Source organism: Streptomyces sp. SAS_281, from assembly GCF_052542855.1.
In genome coordinates this window covers 56,168-72,248 of record NZ_JBMNDO010000012.1, presented here as the reverse complement: position 1 = coordinate 72,248, position 16,081 = coordinate 56,168, and the positions used below count along the sequence as shown (strand labels likewise).

Annotated in this window: 22 protein-coding genes; 15 read left to right on the top strand and 7 right to left on the bottom strand. The window is 71.5% G+C overall.

What is annotated here, in order from left to right; all coding sequences use genetic code 11:
- Window positions 1-176: 176 nt before the first annotated feature.
- Entirely contained in the window at window positions 177-395 is a 219-nt protein-coding gene (locus ACN6LM_RS07330; protein WP_445064444.1) for an MbtH family protein, read from the bottom strand.
- A 557-nt stretch (window positions 396-952) separates the two neighbouring features.
- Here ACN6LM_RS07330 and thpR point away from each other — a divergent pair.
- Window positions 953-1,582, top strand: coding sequence for an RNA 2',3'-cyclic phosphodiesterase (thpR, locus tag ACN6LM_RS07325; RefSeq protein WP_445064443.1), 630 nt, complete (start codon window positions 953-955; stop codon window positions 1,580-1,582).
- 138 nt (window positions 1,583-1,720) lie between these two features.
- Complete coding sequence (locus ACN6LM_RS07320) at window positions 1,721-2,281, top strand: hemerythrin domain-containing protein (protein WP_445064442.1); 561 nt, start codon at window positions 1,721-1,723, stop codon at window positions 2,279-2,281.
- A 24-nt stretch (window positions 2,282-2,305) separates the two neighbouring features.
- Here ACN6LM_RS07320 and ACN6LM_RS07315 read toward each other — a convergent pair whose 3' ends face one another.
- On the bottom strand, window positions 2,306-2,833 hold the full coding sequence (locus ACN6LM_RS07315) for a hypothetical protein (protein WP_445064441.1): 528 nt from the start codon (window positions 2,831-2,833) through the stop codon (window positions 2,306-2,308).
- A gap of 142 nt (window positions 2,834-2,975) precedes the next feature.
- Here ACN6LM_RS07315 and ACN6LM_RS07310 point away from each other — a divergent pair, with 142 nt between their 5' ends.
- The gene (locus ACN6LM_RS07310) at window positions 2,976-4,529 is read left to right on the top strand and encodes an FAD-dependent oxidoreductase (RefSeq protein ID WP_445064449.1); all 1,554 of its coding nucleotides are present in this window, start codon (window positions 2,976-2,978) and stop codon (window positions 4,527-4,529) included.
- A gap of 1 nt (window position 4,530) precedes the next feature.
- Here the strand turns inward: ACN6LM_RS07310 and ACN6LM_RS07305 are convergent, their stop codons facing one another.
- From ACN6LM_RS07305 to ACN6LM_RS07295, 3 genes are all read right to left on the bottom strand, one after another.
- Window positions 4,531-5,652: a lipid II:glycine glycyltransferase FemX gene (locus tag ACN6LM_RS07305; RefSeq protein ID WP_445064440.1), complete on the bottom strand. Its 1,122-nt coding sequence runs from the start codon at window positions 5,650-5,652 to the stop codon at window positions 4,531-4,533.
- A 91-nt stretch (window positions 5,653-5,743) separates the two neighbouring features.
- Window positions 5,744-7,105, bottom strand: a complete 1,362-nt coding sequence (locus ACN6LM_RS07300; protein WP_445064439.1) for an MFS transporter — start codon at window positions 7,103-7,105, stop codon at window positions 5,744-5,746.
- Window positions 7,102-7,791 (bottom strand): TetR/AcrR family transcriptional regulator, encoded by a 690-nt coding sequence (locus tag ACN6LM_RS07295; RefSeq protein ID WP_445064438.1) that lies wholly within the window; start codon window positions 7,789-7,791, stop codon window positions 7,102-7,104. Before ACN6LM_RS07295 ends, ACN6LM_RS07300 begins: the two co-directional genes overlap by 4 nt.
- 125 nt (window positions 7,792-7,916) lie before the next feature.
- Between ACN6LM_RS07295 and ACN6LM_RS07290 the strand changes: the two genes are divergently transcribed.
- The 11 genes from ACN6LM_RS07290 to ACN6LM_RS07240 all read left to right on the top strand — a co-directional run bounded on the left by ACN6LM_RS07290 (window position 7,917) and on the right by ACN6LM_RS07240 (window position 13,990).
- Complete coding sequence (locus ACN6LM_RS07290) at window positions 7,917-8,237, top strand: gas vesicle protein GvpO (protein ID WP_445064437.1); 321 nt, start codon at window positions 7,917-7,919, stop codon at window positions 8,235-8,237.
- Between the two features lie 33 nt (window positions 8,238-8,270).
- Window positions 8,271-8,711: a gas vesicle structural protein GvpA gene (locus ACN6LM_RS07285; protein WP_445064436.1), complete on the top strand. Its 441-nt coding sequence runs from the start codon at window positions 8,271-8,273 to the stop codon at window positions 8,709-8,711.
- 3 nt (window positions 8,712-8,714) lie between these two features.
- A complete protein-coding gene (locus tag ACN6LM_RS07280; RefSeq protein WP_445064435.1) occupies window positions 8,715-9,464 on the top strand; it encodes a GvpL/GvpF family gas vesicle protein in 750 nt (249 codons plus the stop codon).
- Between the two features lies 1 nt (window position 9,465).
- Entirely contained in the window at window positions 9,466-9,720 is a 255-nt protein-coding gene (locus ACN6LM_RS07275) for a gas vesicle protein GvpG (protein ID WP_445064434.1), read from the top strand.
- Between the two features lie 7 nt (window positions 9,721-9,727).
- Complete coding sequence (locus ACN6LM_RS07270) at window positions 9,728-10,645, top strand: histone protein (protein WP_445064433.1); 918 nt, start codon at window positions 9,728-9,730, stop codon at window positions 10,643-10,645.
- 6 nt (window positions 10,646-10,651) lie between these two features.
- On the top strand, window positions 10,652-11,743 hold the full coding sequence (locus ACN6LM_RS07265; RefSeq protein ID WP_445064432.1) for an SRPBCC family protein: 1,092 nt from the start codon (window positions 10,652-10,654) through the stop codon (window positions 11,741-11,743).
- The gene (locus ACN6LM_RS07260; RefSeq protein ID WP_445064431.1) at window positions 11,736-12,086 is read left to right on the top strand and encodes a gas vesicle protein; all 351 of its coding nucleotides are present in this window, start codon (window positions 11,736-11,738) and stop codon (window positions 12,084-12,086) included. The genes ACN6LM_RS07265 and ACN6LM_RS07260 overlap by 8 nt, the downstream gene beginning before the upstream one ends.
- 19 nt (window positions 12,087-12,105) lie before the next feature.
- Window positions 12,106-12,900 carry a GvpL/GvpF family gas vesicle protein gene (locus ACN6LM_RS07255; RefSeq protein WP_445064430.1) on the top strand — a complete coding sequence of 265 codons (795 nt, stop codon included), beginning with the start codon at window positions 12,106-12,108 and terminating at the stop codon, window positions 12,898-12,900.
- Window positions 12,901-12,902: 2 nt separating this feature from the next.
- Window positions 12,903-13,130: a gas vesicle protein gene (locus ACN6LM_RS07250; protein ID WP_445064429.1), complete on the top strand. Its 228-nt coding sequence runs from the start codon at window positions 12,903-12,905 to the stop codon at window positions 13,128-13,130.
- Window positions 13,127-13,405, top strand: coding sequence for a gas vesicle protein K (locus ACN6LM_RS07245; protein WP_445064428.1), 279 nt, complete (start codon window positions 13,127-13,129; stop codon window positions 13,403-13,405). Before ACN6LM_RS07250 ends, ACN6LM_RS07245 begins: the two co-directional genes overlap by 4 nt.
- A gap of 138 nt (window positions 13,406-13,543) precedes the next feature.
- Window positions 13,544-13,990, top strand: coding sequence for an Asp23/Gls24 family envelope stress response protein (locus tag ACN6LM_RS07240; RefSeq protein WP_445064427.1), 447 nt, complete (start codon window positions 13,544-13,546; stop codon window positions 13,988-13,990).
- A gap of 28 nt (window positions 13,991-14,018) precedes the next feature.
- Here the strand turns inward: ACN6LM_RS07240 and ACN6LM_RS07235 are convergent, their stop codons facing one another.
- Complete coding sequence (locus ACN6LM_RS07235; protein ID WP_445064426.1) at window positions 14,019-14,900, bottom strand: RNA polymerase sigma factor SigF; 882 nt, start codon at window positions 14,898-14,900, stop codon at window positions 14,019-14,021.
- Window positions 14,901-15,041: 141 nt separating this feature from the next.
- Window positions 15,042-15,644: a flavodoxin family protein gene (locus ACN6LM_RS07230; protein WP_445064425.1), complete on the bottom strand. Its 603-nt coding sequence runs from the start codon at window positions 15,642-15,644 to the stop codon at window positions 15,042-15,044.
- A 195-nt stretch (window positions 15,645-15,839) separates the two neighbouring features.
- Between ACN6LM_RS07230 and ACN6LM_RS07225 the strand changes: the two genes are divergently transcribed.
- Window positions 15,840-16,010: a hypothetical protein gene (locus ACN6LM_RS07225; RefSeq protein WP_026171501.1), complete on the top strand. Its 171-nt coding sequence runs from the start codon at window positions 15,840-15,842 to the stop codon at window positions 16,008-16,010.
- Window positions 16,011-16,081: the final 71 nt, after the last annotated feature.

Sequence of the window (16,081 nt, the reverse complement as noted above, 5' to 3'; positions counted from 1 at the left end):
CAGTCCATCAATGAGGAAATAAAGCGGCGTGACAGCGACATGAACACTTCTCACCGAAGCGCGATCGATCACCACGTCGACCTGATCGAATGTGACCGGACAGGAACGACACCGATCGAATGAGGCAGGAGTGTGTCTGCGGACCGACTCGGCCCGCAGACACACACGCCGCCGCCCTACCCGGCCTCCGACTCCATCGCCCGTACCAGGCCTGCGGGCCGCATGTCCGTCCACGCGGCCTCGATGGCGTCGAGACACTCCTGTCGCGAACCCTCCGGGCCGCCGACGCTCCAGCCGCCCGGAACCTCGATGTGCGCCGGCCACAGCGAATACTGACCCTCGCCGTTCACCAGCGTCACGAACCGACCCGACTCGTCATCGAAAGGATTGGTCACGACCGTCCCCCCACTTGTTTTTCCACATGCCACCGCATGTTCTTCAGATATATGCGGGCCTGCCGCACGGATTCACCGTTCCCCCGCCGCCGGTCCGCCCACCCCTACCACGCAAACCCGGCCGCGCGGGACGGAGATACGTTACGCCTCGGGATACCGGCGGAACGCCGATGGCCGGCCGGTCATCCGGCTTCGCCCGTTCACGCCAATCACCATAGAGGACCACCGACGGCCCAAGAGACGAATTCGGACCATTACTTATCGGCCCGTACGGCCACGACGTGCGAGAAGGCCGGCCAAGGACATATGCCAGGCCCGCTCGCCCGGAAATTTTCAGCCACTCGATGTCCCGATTGTGCGCATTTCACTAAATACGACCCGCGCACATTCGGATAACCGCCGGCGTACACCCCTTCGTCCACAGGCACGCGCCGAACTCATCGCGCTCCCGTGCGCCGGGTGCGCGCCCCATTCGAAATCAATGGCCATTCCCCTCACCCAGCGTGACATTCCGGACCGCGGCGCGGCGGCCACCCGGCGGGAGCGGCCGGCACCACATGCGATACGAATGCCGTGTGACCGAAGAGACCCCGCCCGCGACCGTGCGCGTGTTCATCGCCCTGGCTCCGCCCGACCCGGCGAAGGACGAGCTGACCCGGGAGCTGCGCCCCGTCTACGGCACACACCCGCAGGTGCGGTGGAACCGGGTGGAGGACTGGCACATCACCCTCGCGTTCCTGGGCGCGCTCCCGGTGGACACCGTTCCGCTGCTGCGTCCGCCGCTCGCCGCGCTCGCCGCGTCCCACCCCGCGCCCCGGCTGGCGCTGCACGGCAGCGGCACGTTCGACGAGCGGGTGGCGTGGAGCGGGATCGCCGGCGACCTCGACGGGCTGCACCGGCTGGCCGACGGCGTCCGGGCCGTGGTCCGTGACTGCGGGATCGCCCTGGAGGACCGGCCGCTGCGGCCCCATCTGACCCTCGCCCGGGTGCGCCGGGGCGACCACACGTCGGCCGGGGAGATCGCCGCGCGGCTCACCGGGTTCCGGGGCGGCCCGTGGCCCGCCGAGCGCCTGCATCTGGTCGGCAGCGACGCGGGCCGGGGCACCGGGCAGATCCGCTACCGGGACATCGAGGCATGGCCGCTCGGCCCGGCTTCCGGTGTCACCGCGCCACCCGCACGTCCCTGAGACGGGCCCGCCCGGGCCGTTACGCCAGCCTGACCGGAGTGGGGCGTGGCTCCGTGTGTTGGTGAGGTTCGGGGGTACCCCTGTGGAACGGTGAGCTGACTTCGGCTCGCACCACACAAAGCGGAGAGGGTTGCACTGATGGGACACGGCGGAAACGTGATCGCGGAGCTCACCACGGACCACCGCGAGGTCGATGAACTGTTCGCGAAGATCGAGGCCCAGCCGGTCGGTGACGAGCAGCGCAGGAAGCTCGCCGACGAGCTGACGATCGAGCTGGTCCGGCACTCCGTGGCGGAGGAGATGCACCTCTACCCGGCGGTGCGGCGGTTCGTGGACGACGGCGACGACATGGCCGACAAGGAGCTAGAGGACCACGCGAAGGTGGAGCAGCACCTCAAGGAGCTGGAAGGGCTGCCGGCGGACGACCCGCAGTTCGACCACCTGGTGGCGAAGCTGAAGCTCGAGGTGAGTGAGCACGTGCGCGACGAGGAGAACCGGCTGTTCCCGCTCCTGGCGGCGGCCGTCTCCCCCGAGGCCCTGGACGAGCTGGGCGAGAAGGTGCGCGCGGCGAAGAAGACCGCTCCGACGCGTCCGCACCCCTCCGCGCCCGACAGCCCCACGGGCCTCAAGGTCCTCGGCCCCGGCGCCGGTCTGGTCGACCGGGCCCGCGACCTGCTGAGCGGGCGCGGCAAGGGGTGAAGCCCTTCGGCGCCCCGCGGGATCTCAGCAGGCGCGGGCCGGGCCGAGGCGCAGGCGGTCGAGCAGGTCCGCGTGGTGGAGGCGGACTATCGGCTCCAGCAGGTCGGGGTGGCGCAGCAGTGCGGTGGCGGCGAGGTCGTGCGCACTGGGCTCCGTCAGACGGCGGAACGCGGCGGGTCCGGTCACCCCGTGCTCGGTCTCGTCGAGTGCCTTCACCGCTTCCCTCGCCGCTTCGGGCGCGGTGAGCAGATGGGCGGCCCAGCTGGCGACGACCTCGTCCACCCAGCTGCGCCAGGCCGAGTCCGCGGGGCCGGCCGCCGTGCGGCCGTGGCCGCCGGTGACCTCGTCCAGGCGGCCGGATCCGCCGGGGCCGGTCAGGACCACGAGCGCGGCGTCCAGATCGGTCGGGTAGCGGAGCCAGGTGGCGACCGTGACGGCCTGGCGGGCCTGGGCCTCGGCCAGTGCGCCGGTGAGCGGGCCCCCGCCGGCCGGGAACGCGCGCGTCAGCCACCGGGTGGTGGCGGCCATGAGCGGGGCAAGGTCTGCGGGCATCGGGGCGTCCCCTCGGGTGCTGGATCGCCGTGCAGCGTACTGCGCCCTTCCCCGGCCCCCGTATGACGCAGAGCACCTTCCGGCCGTGGTGTGCGTCATGACCGGCGGACACCCCGGCCTCGAACGATTGGGAGAGCAGACGATGAACCACCCCCGCCCTCTTCCGGGGCTGGACGAGTCCTTCTGGATGGACAGCACCGACGCACCCGAGCATCCGCCCCTGGCGTCGGACACCGATGCGGACGTCGTCGTGATCGGCGGCGGCATCGCGGGCCTGAGCACGGCGTGGGAGCTGGCCAGGGCGGGGCGCGACGTCGTGGTCCTGGAAGCGGACCGCATCGCCTCCGGGGTGACCGGCTACACGACGGCCAAGGTGTCCGCCCTCCAGTCGCTGGTGTACGACCGGCTGCGGCGGACCCGGGGCACGGACGCCACGCTGCTGTACGCGGCCTCGCAGCTGGACGCGGTGGACCGGGTGGCCGGGATCGTGGAGGAGCTGGGGATCGCGTGCGACCTGGAGCGGGTGAGCGCGTACAGCTACGCGGCCGGTGCGGAGTCCCGGCACCTGGTCGAGGCGGAGGCGCGCGCCGCCGCCGACGCGGGACTCGATGTCGCGTACGTCTCCGAGACGGAACTGCCGTTCGCGATCGGCGGGGCGGTCCGGGCGGACGGTCAGGCCCAGTTCCACCCGCGCAAGTACCTGCTGGCGCTGGCCCGGGATCTGGTCGCGCGGGGCGGCCGCGTCTTCGAGCGCAGTCGGGTGACCGGGCTGTCCGAGGGGACTCCGTGCCGGGTGACCACCGAGTCGGGGCGGAGCGTGACGGCCCGGGACGTGGTCGTCGCGACGCATTACCCGGTCTTCGACCGCGCGATGCTGTTCGCCCGGCTCTCGCCGCGGCGGGAACTGGTGGTCGCCGCGCCCATCCCCGCGGAGCTGGCGCCGAAGGGCATGTACATCACCGAGGACGAGGGGAAGCGCTCGGTGCGCACCACCCCGTTCGATGACGGCCGGCGCCTGCTGATCGTGACCGGGGAGAGCTTCACTCCGGGCACCGGTGACCCCGGCGAGCGGTTCCGGCGGCTGGACGCCTGGATGCACGAGCGGTTCCCGGCGGCCGGCCCGACCGCGTACCGGTGGGCGGCGCAGGACAACGACCCCAGCGATACGGTCCCGCTGATCGGGCCGTTCCACATCGGGGCCCGGCACACGTATGTGGCGACCGGGTTCGGCGGGTGGGGGATGACCGGCGGGGTGCTCGCCGGCCGGCTGCTGACCTCGCTCATCGCGGACGGCGTCCCGCCGCTGCCGTGGGCGGAGCTGTACGACCCCCGGCGGCTGGGGAGCGCGGTCCGCGAGGCCGGGTCGCTGCTGGGGGCGCAGGCGGAGGTGGCGAAGCACTTCGTCGGCGACCGGCTGCGCGTCAGCCACCTGGACTCGGTGAGCCAGGTGCCTCCCGGCACGGGGGCGGTGGTCCGGGTGAAGGGGCGTCGCTGCGCGGTGTACCGGGAGCCGGACGGCACGGTGCGGGCGGTCTCCGCGCGGTGCACGCATCTGGGGTGCCTGGTGGCGTTCAACGAGGCGGAGACGGCGTGGGAGTGCCCGTGCCACGGTTCGCGCTTCGGCGTCGACGGCGCGGTGCTCCAGGGCCCGGCGGTGCGGCCGCTGGAGGCGCTGGACCCGGGCGAGGAGGCGTGAGCTACCGCCGCGCCATGTAGAGGCTGAACGCCTTGTGCAGCACCTTGTTGAGCGGGTAGTCCCACTCGCCGACGTACTCGGCGGCCTGCCCGCCGGTCCCGGCCTTGAAGCGGAGCAGACCGAGCAGGTGGTTGCCCTCGTCCAGGGTGTCGGTGATGCCCCGGAAGTCGTAGACGTGCGCGCCCATGGCGTAGGCGTCGCGGATCATCTGCCACTGGATGGCGTTGTTGGGCTGGACCTCGCGCCTGCGGCTGGTGGACGCCCCGTACGAGTACCAGACGTGCCCGCCGACGGTGAGCATGGTGGCGGCGGCCAGCACCTCGCCGTCGTGCGCGGCGAGGTAGAGCCTCATCCGGTCGGGGTGCTCGGCGGTGAGCGCCTTCCACATGCGCTGGAAGTACGCCAGGGGGCGGGGGATGAACCGGTCGCGCTCGGCGGTCTCGGTGTAGAGCGTGTAGAAGGTGTCCAGGTCGGCGTAGTCGCCCTGGACGACCTTGACGCCGGCCTTGTCCGCCTTCTTGATGTTGCGGCGCCACAGCTGGTTGAACCCGGTCAGGATGTCGTCGGACGAGCGGCCGGCGAGCGGGAGCTGGAAGACGTGGCGCGGCTGTCCGGCGGCGAATCCGTCCTCGCTGTCGCCTCCGGAACGCTGCCAGCCCATGGCCCGCAGACGGCCCGTCAGCGCGAAGGCGCGGGGGTCCTGTTCGGTGGGTGCGACCTCGCCGAGGCGGTGGGCCGACGGGTCGGCGATGGCCTCCTTGACGGCGGCCGCGTCCCAGCGGCGGGCGACGACGGGCGGGCCCATCTTCACGGTGAACGCGCCCTGCCGCCTGAGGTGGTCCAGGAGCGGGTTCAGCCACCGGCCGAGGTCGTCGTCGTACCAGTCGATCACGGGGCCCTCGGGGAGGTAGGCGAGGTGGCGCTTGATCTTCGGCAGCGGCCGGTACAGCACCAGGGCGGTGCCGGTGATCCGGCCGGAGCCGTCGAACCAGCCGAGGCTCTCCGCCCGCCAGTCGGGCTTCACGTCGCCCCAGGAGGGGACCTGCATGTGGCTCGCGGACGGCAGACTGTCCACGTACGCCAGGTGCTCGTCCCGGCTGATCGTCCTCAGGCGGAGGTCCATCGCTCTGCTCCTCGTCCACGGGTCGTGATCCTTCGGCAGCCTACTGGCGGTCGCCGAGGCCCACGACGCGAGCGGGCGTTCGAGCGAGAACTCACCGCCGGGGCAGCAACGACGCCGGGATCAGACCCAGCGCGGCGAGCGCCGCCACCGCGGGCAGCGCCAGGCCCGGGGCAAGGTCCGTCACCGGGAGGCCGGCGGCTGCCGGCGGGGTGAGCGGCATCAGTCCGGCGGCCACGGCGATGCCGAGGGCGGGGCCCACGTTCATGGCGGTCTGTTTGAGACCGCCGACCACCCCGGCGTACCCGGGCGGCGCGTCCCCGACGACGGTCCCGGTGGCGGTGACCATGACGGCGGTGAAGCCCGCGCCCAGCACCGCGAGGACGAGACCGGTCTGCCACACGGGCTCCGGGCGGGAGAGGCCCAGCACGGCCAGGACGACGCACAGCTGACCGGTGATCGCGGTGCGGCGCGGCCCGAAGCGCCCGAGCGCGGCCGAGGCCACGGGCGCTCCGGTGATCATGAGGAGGGTCAGCGGCAGGCAGCGCAGCCCGGTGGTGAGGGGATCGAGGCCGAGCCCCTGCTGCAGGTGGAACGTGACGACGAACAGCGCGCCGAACAGGCCGCCGGAGGTGGTGAGGAGCAGCGCCATCGAGGCCGTCACCGGCACCGAGCGCGTCACCGCCGGCGGCACGACCGGCTGGGCGCTGCGGCGTTCGTACGCGACGAGCGCCGCCGCGAGGAGCAGGCTCAGCAGTAGCCCGAGCCCCGTCCGGGGGCCGGTCCACCCTTCGTCGGGGATGCCGGCCAGGGTGTGGACGAGGGCGGCGAGCGCGGCGGCGAGCAGGGCGCCGGAGGTGAGGTCGAACCGCCGGTGCGCGGCGCGCGGCACTTCGGGGGTCCGCACGGTGAGGGTGAGCGCGGCGATGACCAGGGCGGCCGGGATGTTGATCAGGAAGACGGCGCGCCAGCCCCAGTGCGTGACGAGGGCTCCGCCGAGCACCGGACCGGCCGCCGCGGCGACTCCGATCGCGCTGGTGCGGACGGCGACGGCCCGGCCGAGGCGGTCGGCGGGGTGGACGAGCCTGAGCAGGGCGAGCGTCGCCGGTTGCAGGAGCGCGCCGAACACCCCCTGCACGGCGCGCAGGGCGATCACGAGGCCGATGCCCTGGGCGAGTGCGATCCCGGCCGACGCGGCGCCGAAGCCGAGCACCCCGACGCACAGCAGCCGCCGGTGCCCGTACCGGTCCCCGAGCCGTCCGGCGATCACGAGGAGGGCGGCGACCGCGAGGAGGTAGGCGGTGCTCGTCCACTGGACCTCGGTGACGGTCGCCCCGAGGTCGCCGCGCAGGTCCGGCTGGGCGACGAGCAGCACGGTGCCGTCCAGGGCGACGATCATCGCGCCCGCCACGGAGGCGAGGAGCGCGGCGCGGGGCCGTGCGGCGGTGCGGGTCACGCGTCCGCCCGGCCGAGGTGGGCGTCGAGCACCGCCGTGACGAGCGGTGCCGTCGTCCCACCGGCGCCGGGAAGGGCCAGGGGGAGGCTGCCGCTCGCCCGGAGTACGGCGATGCCGTGCAGGTTGGTCCAGAGAGCGGCCGCGGTCAGGGCCGGCGGCGGGGCGGAGTCGTACGAGGGTCCGTCGCGGCCTTCCGTGCGGTGGGCGCGGTCCCGGGTGACGAGCTCGACGAGCCGCGCGAACAGCGGGAGGGTCGACTCGCGCAGGCGCGGCCGGTCCGGCGCGGACGCGTCCGCGTCCGCGTCCGCGTCCGCGTCACTCGCATGGACCTCGCTGTCGAGCAGGTCGTGGCGGAACATCAGCTCGAACATGCCGCCGTGCTCACCCGCGTAGTCCAGGAAGGCGTCGGCGAGGCCCCGCAGCTGGTCGCGCGGTGCCCCGGCCCCTTCGGCCGCCGTCTCGAACCGGGCCGCGAGCTCGGTGAAGCCGCGCCGGGCGATGGCGGAGAGCAGGGCGTGGTGGGTCGGGAAATAGCGGCGCGGGGCGCCGTGGGAGACCCCGGCGCGGCGGGCGATCTCGCGGAGGCCGAGCGACGCGGGGCCCTCGGTCATGACGAGGTCGACACCCGCGTCGATCAGGCGTTCCCGCAGGGAGTCCGCTCGGTCTGCTCGGTTCACTCGATCCATGGACCGTGTCTACCAGGCCGACGTAGACACTGTCTACGCCTTATGACCCCGTGCCACCGCGGGGCGCACTCTCCGATGCCGTCGCCCAAGATGCGGGCGCGGCGGGAGTGAGCAGACTGGGTGCCATGGCAGATCAGCGGCGCTCCCAGGCGGGAACCACGAAGACGGCGACCACGCGGCGAACCCCGTCCGCACGGGGCCCTGAACACGCGGCCCGCGCTGCCATTCAGAGCCTGGAGGGCCTCATCGACCACCATGCGGAGGGCGTGTCCGCCGTCCGGCGCAACGACGACGGCTGGTGCGTCGTCGTGGACGTTCTCGAGGTGCCCCGTATTCCGGACACCACGAGCCTCCTCGCCTCCTACGAGGTGCAGCTCGACCGGTCCGGCGAGCTCCTGGAGTACCGCAGGGTCCGCCGGTACCGCCGGGGCGCCGCCGACGAGTGAGCGGCGTCCACTCCCCTGCCGGAAGGACATTTCATGACCGCGACCACCTACTCCGACGAAGTCGTCGCCTGCCCGCCGCGCGCCGGCACCCTGTACGACGTCCTGGAGCTGATCCTCGACCGGGGCATGGTGATCGATGTCTTCATCAGGGTCTCCCTGGTCGGCATCGAGATCCTGAAGATAGACGCGCGCATCGTCGTCGCGAGCGTGGACACGTATCTGCGGTTCGCCGAGGCGTGCAACCGGCTGGACCTCGAACGGGACTCCGGCAGCACCACCGTTCCGGAGCTGATCGGCGGCGGTGCCGTCAAGTCCATCGGCAAGCGGAAGGTACGCAGGGCCGCCGAGTCGGTGGGCGACACCGTGCGCAAGGCGGTCGGCGGGGACGACGACGAGGAGCCGGAGGAGCGGCCGAAGAAGCGGCGCGCCCCGGCGCGCGGCAGCGAGAGCCGGCGCCGCCATGCGGAGGCGTGAGCGGTGACGGCCGACGGTGTGTACGTGTACGCGATCACCCGGGCGGGGATCACGCTCCCGGACGGGCAGGGGGGTGTGGGCGGTCCGCCCGCCCGTCTGCGGACCGTCCGGCAGGGCCGGCTCGCCGCCGTCGTCAGCGACGCTCCCCCGGACCTCCGGGCGCGTCGCCGCGATCTGCTCGCCCATCAGGATCTGCTGCTGCGCCTGATGGACGAAGGGCCCGTGCTGCCCATGCGGTTCGGCATGGTGGCCCCCGACCAGGCCACCGTCGAGCGGCAGCTGACCGCCGGCGAGGACGGCCATGTGGCGGCCCTGAAGCGGCTCGTCGGATGCCACGAGATCAACGTGAAGGCGCTGGCGGCCGAGGACGCCCTCGCCGACCTGGTCGCCGAGGACGGCGCCGTACGCAAGCTGCGGGAGGCCGCGCGCCGGCGTCCGGGCTACGAGGCGAGTCTGCGGCTGGGCGAGGCGGTGGCCGCCTCCCTCGCGCGGCGGGCCGCCGACGCGGGGCGGCGGGTGCTGCGGGAGCTGACGCCGAGAGCCCGGGCGGTGGCGTCCGGCCCGGAGGTCCCGGGGTGCGCGCTCAATGTGTCGTTCCTGGTGGAGCGCGAGGCCAGTGACGCGTTCCTGGCGGAGGCGCGCCGGTTCGCGGGCGACAACCGCGGACATGTGGAGCTCCGTCTCGCCGGACCGCTGCCCTGCTACAGCTTCGTCTCCGCCGAGGCCCGGCCGGTCCCCGTGGGCGGTGGCTGAGATGGGCCTCATCACCGGCCTGCTGACGTTGCCCATCGCGCCTGTGCGGGGGGTGGTGTGGGTGGCGGAGAAGCTGAACGACGCCGCCGAGCGTGAGCTGCGCGACCCACGCGTACTGCGCACACAACTCGCCGTACTCAACCAGGAGTTGGAGGACGGAGACATCACGATCGAGGAATTCGAGCGGGAAGAGGAGCGGCTGCTCGACCGGCTGCACGCCGTTCGGGCGGACCGAACGTCAAACGATCGAAGGTGACGTGCTCATGGATGACGAGGCCAAGGTAGCGCTCGCAGCCGCGGTGGTCGGCGGCTACGTGCTGGGCCGGACCAGGAAGGGCCGGATGGCCCTGACCGTCGCGACGTACCTGGCGGGCCGGAGGTTCGGGCTCGAACCCCGCCAGCTCGCCGCCGAGGGCGTGCGCCGCCTCGGCGGCGTCCCCCAGGTCGCGGAGCTCCAGGAACAGCTGCGGGGCGAGGTCATGGACGCGGGCCGCAAAGCCGTGACGGCGGCGGCGAACCGCGGCATGTCCTCGCTTGCCGACGCGATCGGCGACCGGACCGCCCGGCTCACCGAGGGCCGGCGCGAGGAGGACGAGGACCAGGGCGAGTACGACGACGAGCCGTACGAGGACGAGTACGACGACGCGTACGAAGAGGAACCGGAGGACGAAGAGGAACCGGAGGACGAAGAGGAACCGTACGAGGACGAGGACGAGTCCGGGGACGAGGACGACGCCGAGGACGAGGACGAAGGCGAAGGCGAAGGCGAAGGCGAAGGCGAGGACTTCGAGGACGGGGACGAGGACGAGGAGGACGGCGAAGCCCCCGAGCCCCCCGCGAAGAAGGCGGCGCCGAAGAAGGCGCCGTCCAAGAAGGCAGCCGCCAAGAGGGCCCCGGCGAAGAAGCAGGCCGCGAAGAAGCCGGCCCCGGCCAAGAAGACGGCACCCGCCAAGAAGACCGCGGCCAAGAAGAGCGCGGACAAGAAGCCCGCGGCGAAGAAGGCGGCACCCGCGAAGAAGACGGCCCGGGCCAAGAAGGCGGCGCCGAAGAAGTCGGCGCCCGCGAAGAAGGCCGCGGCCAAGAAGACCGCCCCGGCGAAGAAGTCCGCAGCGAAGAAGACGTCGACGTCCAAGTCGGCGTCCAAGCGGACCGCTTCCAAGCGCAGCGACCGTCGGAGGTAACGAGTCATGGCCAGCACAGAACAGGACGAGTCCGGGGCGCGGGGATCGGGTCTCGACCGGCTCCGTGAGGAGCTGTCGGGCTTCGTCAGCGCGAAGATGGAGGATCTCGCGGGCAAGGCGAGCGGCAAGCTGACGGATGTCGCGCAGCAGCTCACCGATTCCGCGGAGGACGGCGGCTCCCTGCCCGCCGTGGCCTCCCGGGTCCTCCAGGGCGAATCGCCGCTGAAGTCGTTCGTCTCGGAGAAGGCCAAGGGCGTGAAGGACAACGTCACGGAGAAGGCCAAGGAGGCGTTCGGCGGCGGCAAGGGGAAGAGCAAGTCGAGCGGTGGCGGCAAGTCGATGAACATCGTGGAAGTCCTCGACGTCGGCGTACCGCTGCGTACGGCGTACGACTACTGGACCCAGTACGACAAGTTCAGCAGCTTCGCGAAGGGCGTCCAGGACGTCTCGACGGAGGACGAGGCCACGAGCGACTGGAAGGTCAAGATCGGACCCTCCTCACGCAGCTTCAAGGCGACCGTCCAGGAACAGGTCCCCGACGAACGCATCGTCTGGACCTCGGAGGGCTCCAAGGGCACGACGCGCGGCGCCGTCAGCTTCCACGAGCTGGCGCCGAACCTGACCCGCATCGTGCTGGTGGTCGAGTACTACCCGTCCGGCTTCTTCGAGAAGACGGGCAACCTCTGGCGGGTCCAAGGACGCCGCATCCGCCTGGACTTCAAGCACTTCCAGCGCTACGTCACCCTCACCGACGAGGAGCCCGACGGCTGGCGCGGAGAGATCCGCGACGGCGAGGTCGTCGTCTCCCACGAGGACGCGGTGGCCGAGGAGGAGGAGGAGTCCGAGGGCGACGAGGAGCAGCCGGAGGACGAGGACTACGAGGCCGAAGGCGAGGACGAGGGAGAGGACGAGGAGGAAGCCCAGGAGGACGGGGAGGACGACGAGGACGACGAGGACGACGAGGACGAGGACGAGTGGGAGGACGACGAGGAACCGGAGGAGGAACCGGAGGAGGAAGAGGAAGAGGTGGAGGACGACGAGGAGGAAGAGGAGCCCGCCCCGAGCAGGCGGCGTGCGCGGAGGTCGCGTCGTGACTGATCTCGACTTCCGGCAGGACGCCGCCTACGCGCCCGCGGGTCCGCACACGACCAACCTCGCCGACATCCTCGAACGCGTCCTGGACAAGGGCATCGTCATCGCAGGCGACATCAAGATCGATCTCCTGGACATCGAGCTGCTCACCATCCGGCTCCGCCTGTTCGTCGCCTCCGTCGACACGGCGAAGAAGGCCGGGATCGACTGGTGGGAGACCGATCCCGCGCTCAGTTCGCACGCGGCGCGCAACGCGCTGCAGGACGAGAACCGGGAGCTGCGGGCCCGCCTCGACGCCCTTGAGTCACAGGAGTCCGAGCCCGCGCAGTCGTCACAGCCGAGGAACTGACCCGAGGAGACCCCCGCACATGACCGAGGACACCCGCTCGTCCGCGGATGCCCGTGCCGTCTACGTCTACGCGGTGTGCCGCACCGGGGAGCAGCCGGACCTCAGGGGTCCGGCGGGCGTCACCCGGGAAAGCCCCGTACGCGCCCTGCCCCTGGGCCCGGCGCTCACCGCGGTCGTCCAGACCGTGCGGGCGGCGGACTTCACCGACGAGGCGTGGCAGGCCCGGCTCGCCGACGAGCCCGAACTCGAACGGTATGCACGGGCCCATCACGAGGTGGTGTGCGCGATGGCCGCCCGACACCCGACGGTTCCGCTCCCGCTGGCCACGCTCTACCACGACGAGGAGCGGGCCCGGGCCGCGCTGGACAAGGAGGCGGGGCGCTTCCACGCCGCGCTGGAGCGCACGGCGCACCACTCCGAGTGGGGCGTCAAGGTGTACGTGGCCGACGCACCGGCCAGGGGGGCGGCCGAGGCCGCCCCGGAGCGGCCCGCGCCCGGGGCCGGCCGGGCGTATCTCGACCGGAAGCGGACCCTGCGGGACCGGCGCGAACGGCACCGGACGGACGGGCTGCGGATCGCCGAGGCGGTGGACGCGGACGTGAGCGGTCTGGCCACCGCCTCGCGCAGGCTGCCCTTCCACGGCCCCCGGGTGCCGGACGAGCGGCGCACCCAGGTGCTCAACGCGACGTATCTGGTGGCCGAGGACCGGGCGGTGGAGCTGGCGCGGCTGGCGCGGAGCCTCCGCGAGCGGACCGGGGCGCACGTCGAGCTGTCGGGACCCTGGGTCCCGTACTCCTTCGTCGGGGAGGTGTAGCCGTGGAGCGCGCCATCGTGCCGTGGGACGAGCCGGAGCCGCTGAACGGGCCGATCGGGGTGCCCCTGGTCGATCTGCTCGACCGGGTGCTCGCGACCGGGGTGGTCATCAGCGGGGACCTGGTCATCGCGATCGCCGATGTGCCTCTGGTACGCCTGTCGCTGCACGCGCTGCTGTCATCGGTCAGCGAGCGGGTGCCGGCGCCCTGGGCGGACGGAGGACCGTTGTGACGGACGCGCGGGTCGAGCTGGACTCCGGCAAGGTGGGCCAGGACCTCGTCACGCTGGTGCTCACCGTGGTGGAGCTGCTGCGCCAGCTGATGGAGCGCCAGGCGATCCGGAGAATCGACGAGGGTGACCTCACGGAGGAGCAGACCGAGGAGATCGGCACGACGCTGATGCTCCTGGAGCAGCGGATGACGGAGTTGTGCGAGCAGCACGGGGTGCGGCCCGAGGATCTGAATCTCGACCTCGGGCCGCTGGGGACGCTGCTGCCTCGCGACTGAGCCGGCCGGGGTTTCCCCGGGCGCGGCGATCACCCGAATGGCGGGGGCGCGGGAGCCGGAGGAGAGTGGGAGGCGGGGCGGATCGGCTTCCGCCGGCAGCCCCTCATCCCACCCCAGCTCTTTCCGTGTGAGGAACTCATGGCGACCAACGAAAGCGTCGGCGGCACCAGGCTGGAAGGCGGCGCGGCGGGCGGCACACGAGGAACGACGACCATCGCGGACAACGTGGTCTCGGCCATCGCCGGTATCGCGGTACGGGAGACCGACGGGGTGTATTCCGTCGGCAAGGGCCCTTCCCGCGCGCTCGGCGCCGTCAAGGACAAGGTCTCCCGCTCCAGTGACCCGGGGCGGGGCGTCAAGGTGGAGGTCGGCGAGAAGCAGACCGCCATCGACGTCGACATCGTCGTGGAGTACGGCGCCCCCATCCTGGACACCGCGCGCAGCCTGCGTACCGACGTCACGGACGCCGTCGAGACGATGACCGGTCTCGAGGTGGTCGAGATCAACATCAACGTCACCGATGTCCATGTGCCGGGTGCCGACGACGAGGACGAGGACGAGACGTCCACCTCGCGCGTCCGGTGAGGCAGCCGCGGCTGACCCGTGACAGGTCTCAGTCCTCGGTGAGGATGCCTTCGCGGAGCCTGCGCAGGATGCGGGCGATCAGCCGTGAGACGTGCATCTGGGAGAGACCGAGGCGTTCACCTATCTGGGACTGCGTCATCTCCTGGCCGAAGCGCATCTCGACGATGGCGCGTTCCCGTTCGTCCAGCGTCTCCAGCAGGGGCGCGAGGGCGTGCAGGTTCTCGACCAGTTCGATCCCCGGGTCGCATTCACCGGTGATGTCGGCGTGGGTGCGGCTGACCCCGCTCGGGCTGTCGGACTCCGCCCCGTCGAGGGGGACGTCCAGCGAGTGCGCGGTGTAGCCGTTCGAGGCGACCAGGCCCTCGATGACGTCTTCCTCGCTGATGCCGAGGCGTTCGGCGAGTTCGGCGACGGTGGCCTCCCTGCCGAGGGAGGTGGCCAGTTCCTCCTTGGCCTTGGCGAGGGTGACCCGGAGTTCCTGGAGGCGCCGGGGCACATGGACGGACCAGGTGGTGTCCCGGAAGAAGCGCTTGATCTCACCGACGATGTAGGGAATGGCGAATGAGGTGAATTCGACTTCCCTGCTGAGCTCGAAGCGGTCGATGGCCTTGATCAGGCCGATGGTCCCCACCTGGATGATGTCCTCCATCTGGCCGTTGCCGCGATTGCGGTACCGGGCCGCGGCGAAGTGCACCAGGGTGAGGTTCATCTCGATGAGCGTGTTGCGGGCGTACTGGTACTCCGCCGTGCCCTCTTCGAGGGTCTGCAACCGGTCGAAGAACAGCTTGCTGAGCGCCCGGGCGTCCTTGGGCGCGACCTTCAGCGGGTCGGCGATCTCCGGGAGTTCGGCCGGCGCACCTGTCGTGGTCCCCGGCACCTGCGCAGATACGGATGTCGACATGGCGATCATTCCCTTCCGTCGGCAGCGACTGCTTACGCATACGCGAAGCTGCGACTACCCGGAGCCATGCGTTCCACACACGCGTGCGAGAAAAGTCGTGGTGGTTCCGTCCGCCGACGCCTGCGGCGACGCGGCCCGTGGAAGGAGGTGTCAGCGCGGGGGGTAGGGCGAGTCGATGAGGACCCGGGCGAGGTGCGCGGCGTTGAGGGCCATCTGGTGGGTGGTGGACCTGACGGCTTCGGGTGTCTCCTCCAGGTCCCGGTAGTCGGTGCCGTGCATGGCCTCGCCGACCCAGTAGCTCACCGCACCGGGGGCGAGGGTGAAGCCCAGGTCGTTGAGTCCCTGGAAGAGGTCGGCGCTCACCTTGTGGGCGCCGTCCTCGTTGCCGACGACGGCCACCATGCCCACCTTGCCGTACGGCAACTGCCTGCCCTCTTGGTCGGTCTCGGAGATGTCGGCGTTCAGCCGTTCCAGTACGCGCTGGCAGAGGCTCGCCGGGTGCCCGAGCCAGATCGGGGTGGCCAGCAGCAGGATGTCCGCCGCCATCACCTTCTCGCGCAGCCGGGGCCACTCGTCCCCGTCGCCCATGTCCTGGGCGATCCCGGGCCGTACGTCGTGGTCGGCGATCCGCACCGTCTCCCCCTTCACACCCAGACCGGCGAGTTCGGCCATGATCTGGTCGGCCAGCAGCTGACTGCTGGACGGCTTGGGCGACGGGGAAAGGGTGCAGACGAGCGCGAGTGCTCGGGTCATCGGAAGGCTCCTCACGGTGTGGGATCGCTCGGCCCGGGTGTTCCGGCGCCCTCCCACTATGGAAGGTCCGCACGGTGTGCGCCCGTCACCACCGGGTCCGGAGTCTCTTTCCCGTTCTTCCCCGGGAAAGTCGGGAACTTTTCCAGGAATACCGGGGAAAGGCCGGGGCATCCGATGCTCAGGAGGTTGATACCCATGGTTCCCGTGATTCTGGTTCTTCTGCTTGCGCTCATTCTCTTCGGGGCGGGTTTCGCCCTGAAGGCCCTGTGGTGGATAGCCATCGCCGTACTCGTGGTGTGGCTGCTCGGTTTCGTCGTCCGCCCGGCGGGCGGCGGTGGAAAGCGGGGCCGCTGGTATCGCTGGTAGATCTGACCGGGCGATACGTCGCAGCGGCACATAAAGTGAGGGTCGGCCGGGATTTTCCCGGCCGACCCTCA

Excerpts from the sequence above, each read along its gene's own strand:
- ACN6LM_RS07235 (WP_445064426.1), bottom strand. The coding sequence starts at position 14,900 with ATGATCGCCATGTCGACATCCGTATCTGCGCAGGTGCCGGGGACCACG.
- ACN6LM_RS07285 (WP_445064436.1), top strand. The coding sequence starts at position 8,271 with ATGACCGCGACCACCTACTCCGACGAAGTCGTCGCCTGCCCGCCGCGC.
- ACN6LM_RS07275 (WP_445064434.1), top strand. The coding sequence starts at position 9,466 with ATGGGCCTCATCACCGGCCTGCTGACGTTGCCCATCGCGCCTGTGCGG.
- ACN6LM_RS07315 (WP_445064441.1), bottom strand. The coding sequence starts at position 2,833 with ATGCCCGCAGACCTTGCCCCGCTCATGGCCGCCACCACCCGGTGGCTG.
- ACN6LM_RS07255 (WP_445064430.1), top strand. The coding sequence starts at position 12,106 with ATGACCGAGGACACCCGCTCGTCCGCGGATGCCCGTGCCGTCTACGTC.
- ACN6LM_RS07240 (WP_445064427.1), top strand. The coding sequence starts at position 13,544 with ATGGCGACCAACGAAAGCGTCGGCGGCACCAGGCTGGAAGGCGGCGCG.
- ACN6LM_RS07295 (WP_445064438.1), bottom strand. The coding sequence starts at position 7,791 with ATGGATCGAGTGAACCGAGCAGACCGAGCGGACTCCCTGCGGGAACGC.
- ACN6LM_RS07310 (WP_445064449.1), top strand. The coding sequence starts at position 2,976 with ATGAACCACCCCCGCCCTCTTCCGGGGCTGGACGAGTCCTTCTGGATG.
- ACN6LM_RS07230 (WP_445064425.1), bottom strand. The coding sequence starts at position 15,644 with ATGACCCGAGCACTCGCGCTCGTCTGCACCCTTTCCCCGTCGCCCAAG.
- ACN6LM_RS07320 (WP_445064442.1), top strand. The coding sequence starts at position 1,721 with ATGGGACACGGCGGAAACGTGATCGCGGAGCTCACCACGGACCACCGC.
- ACN6LM_RS07305 (WP_445064440.1), bottom strand. The coding sequence starts at position 5,652 with ATGGACCTCCGCCTGAGGACGATCAGCCGGGACGAGCACCTGGCGTAC.
- ACN6LM_RS07225 (WP_026171501.1), top strand. The coding sequence starts at position 15,840 with ATGGTTCCCGTGATTCTGGTTCTTCTGCTTGCGCTCATTCTCTTCGGG.
- thpR (WP_445064443.1), top strand. The coding sequence starts at position 953 with ATGCGATACGAATGCCGTGTGACCGAAGAGACCCCGCCCGCGACCGTG.
- ACN6LM_RS07270 (WP_445064433.1), top strand. The coding sequence starts at position 9,728 with ATGGATGACGAGGCCAAGGTAGCGCTCGCAGCCGCGGTGGTCGGCGGC.
- ACN6LM_RS07290 (WP_445064437.1), top strand. The coding sequence starts at position 7,917 with ATGGCAGATCAGCGGCGCTCCCAGGCGGGAACCACGAAGACGGCGACC.
- ACN6LM_RS07265 (WP_445064432.1), top strand. The coding sequence starts at position 10,652 with ATGGCCAGCACAGAACAGGACGAGTCCGGGGCGCGGGGATCGGGTCTC.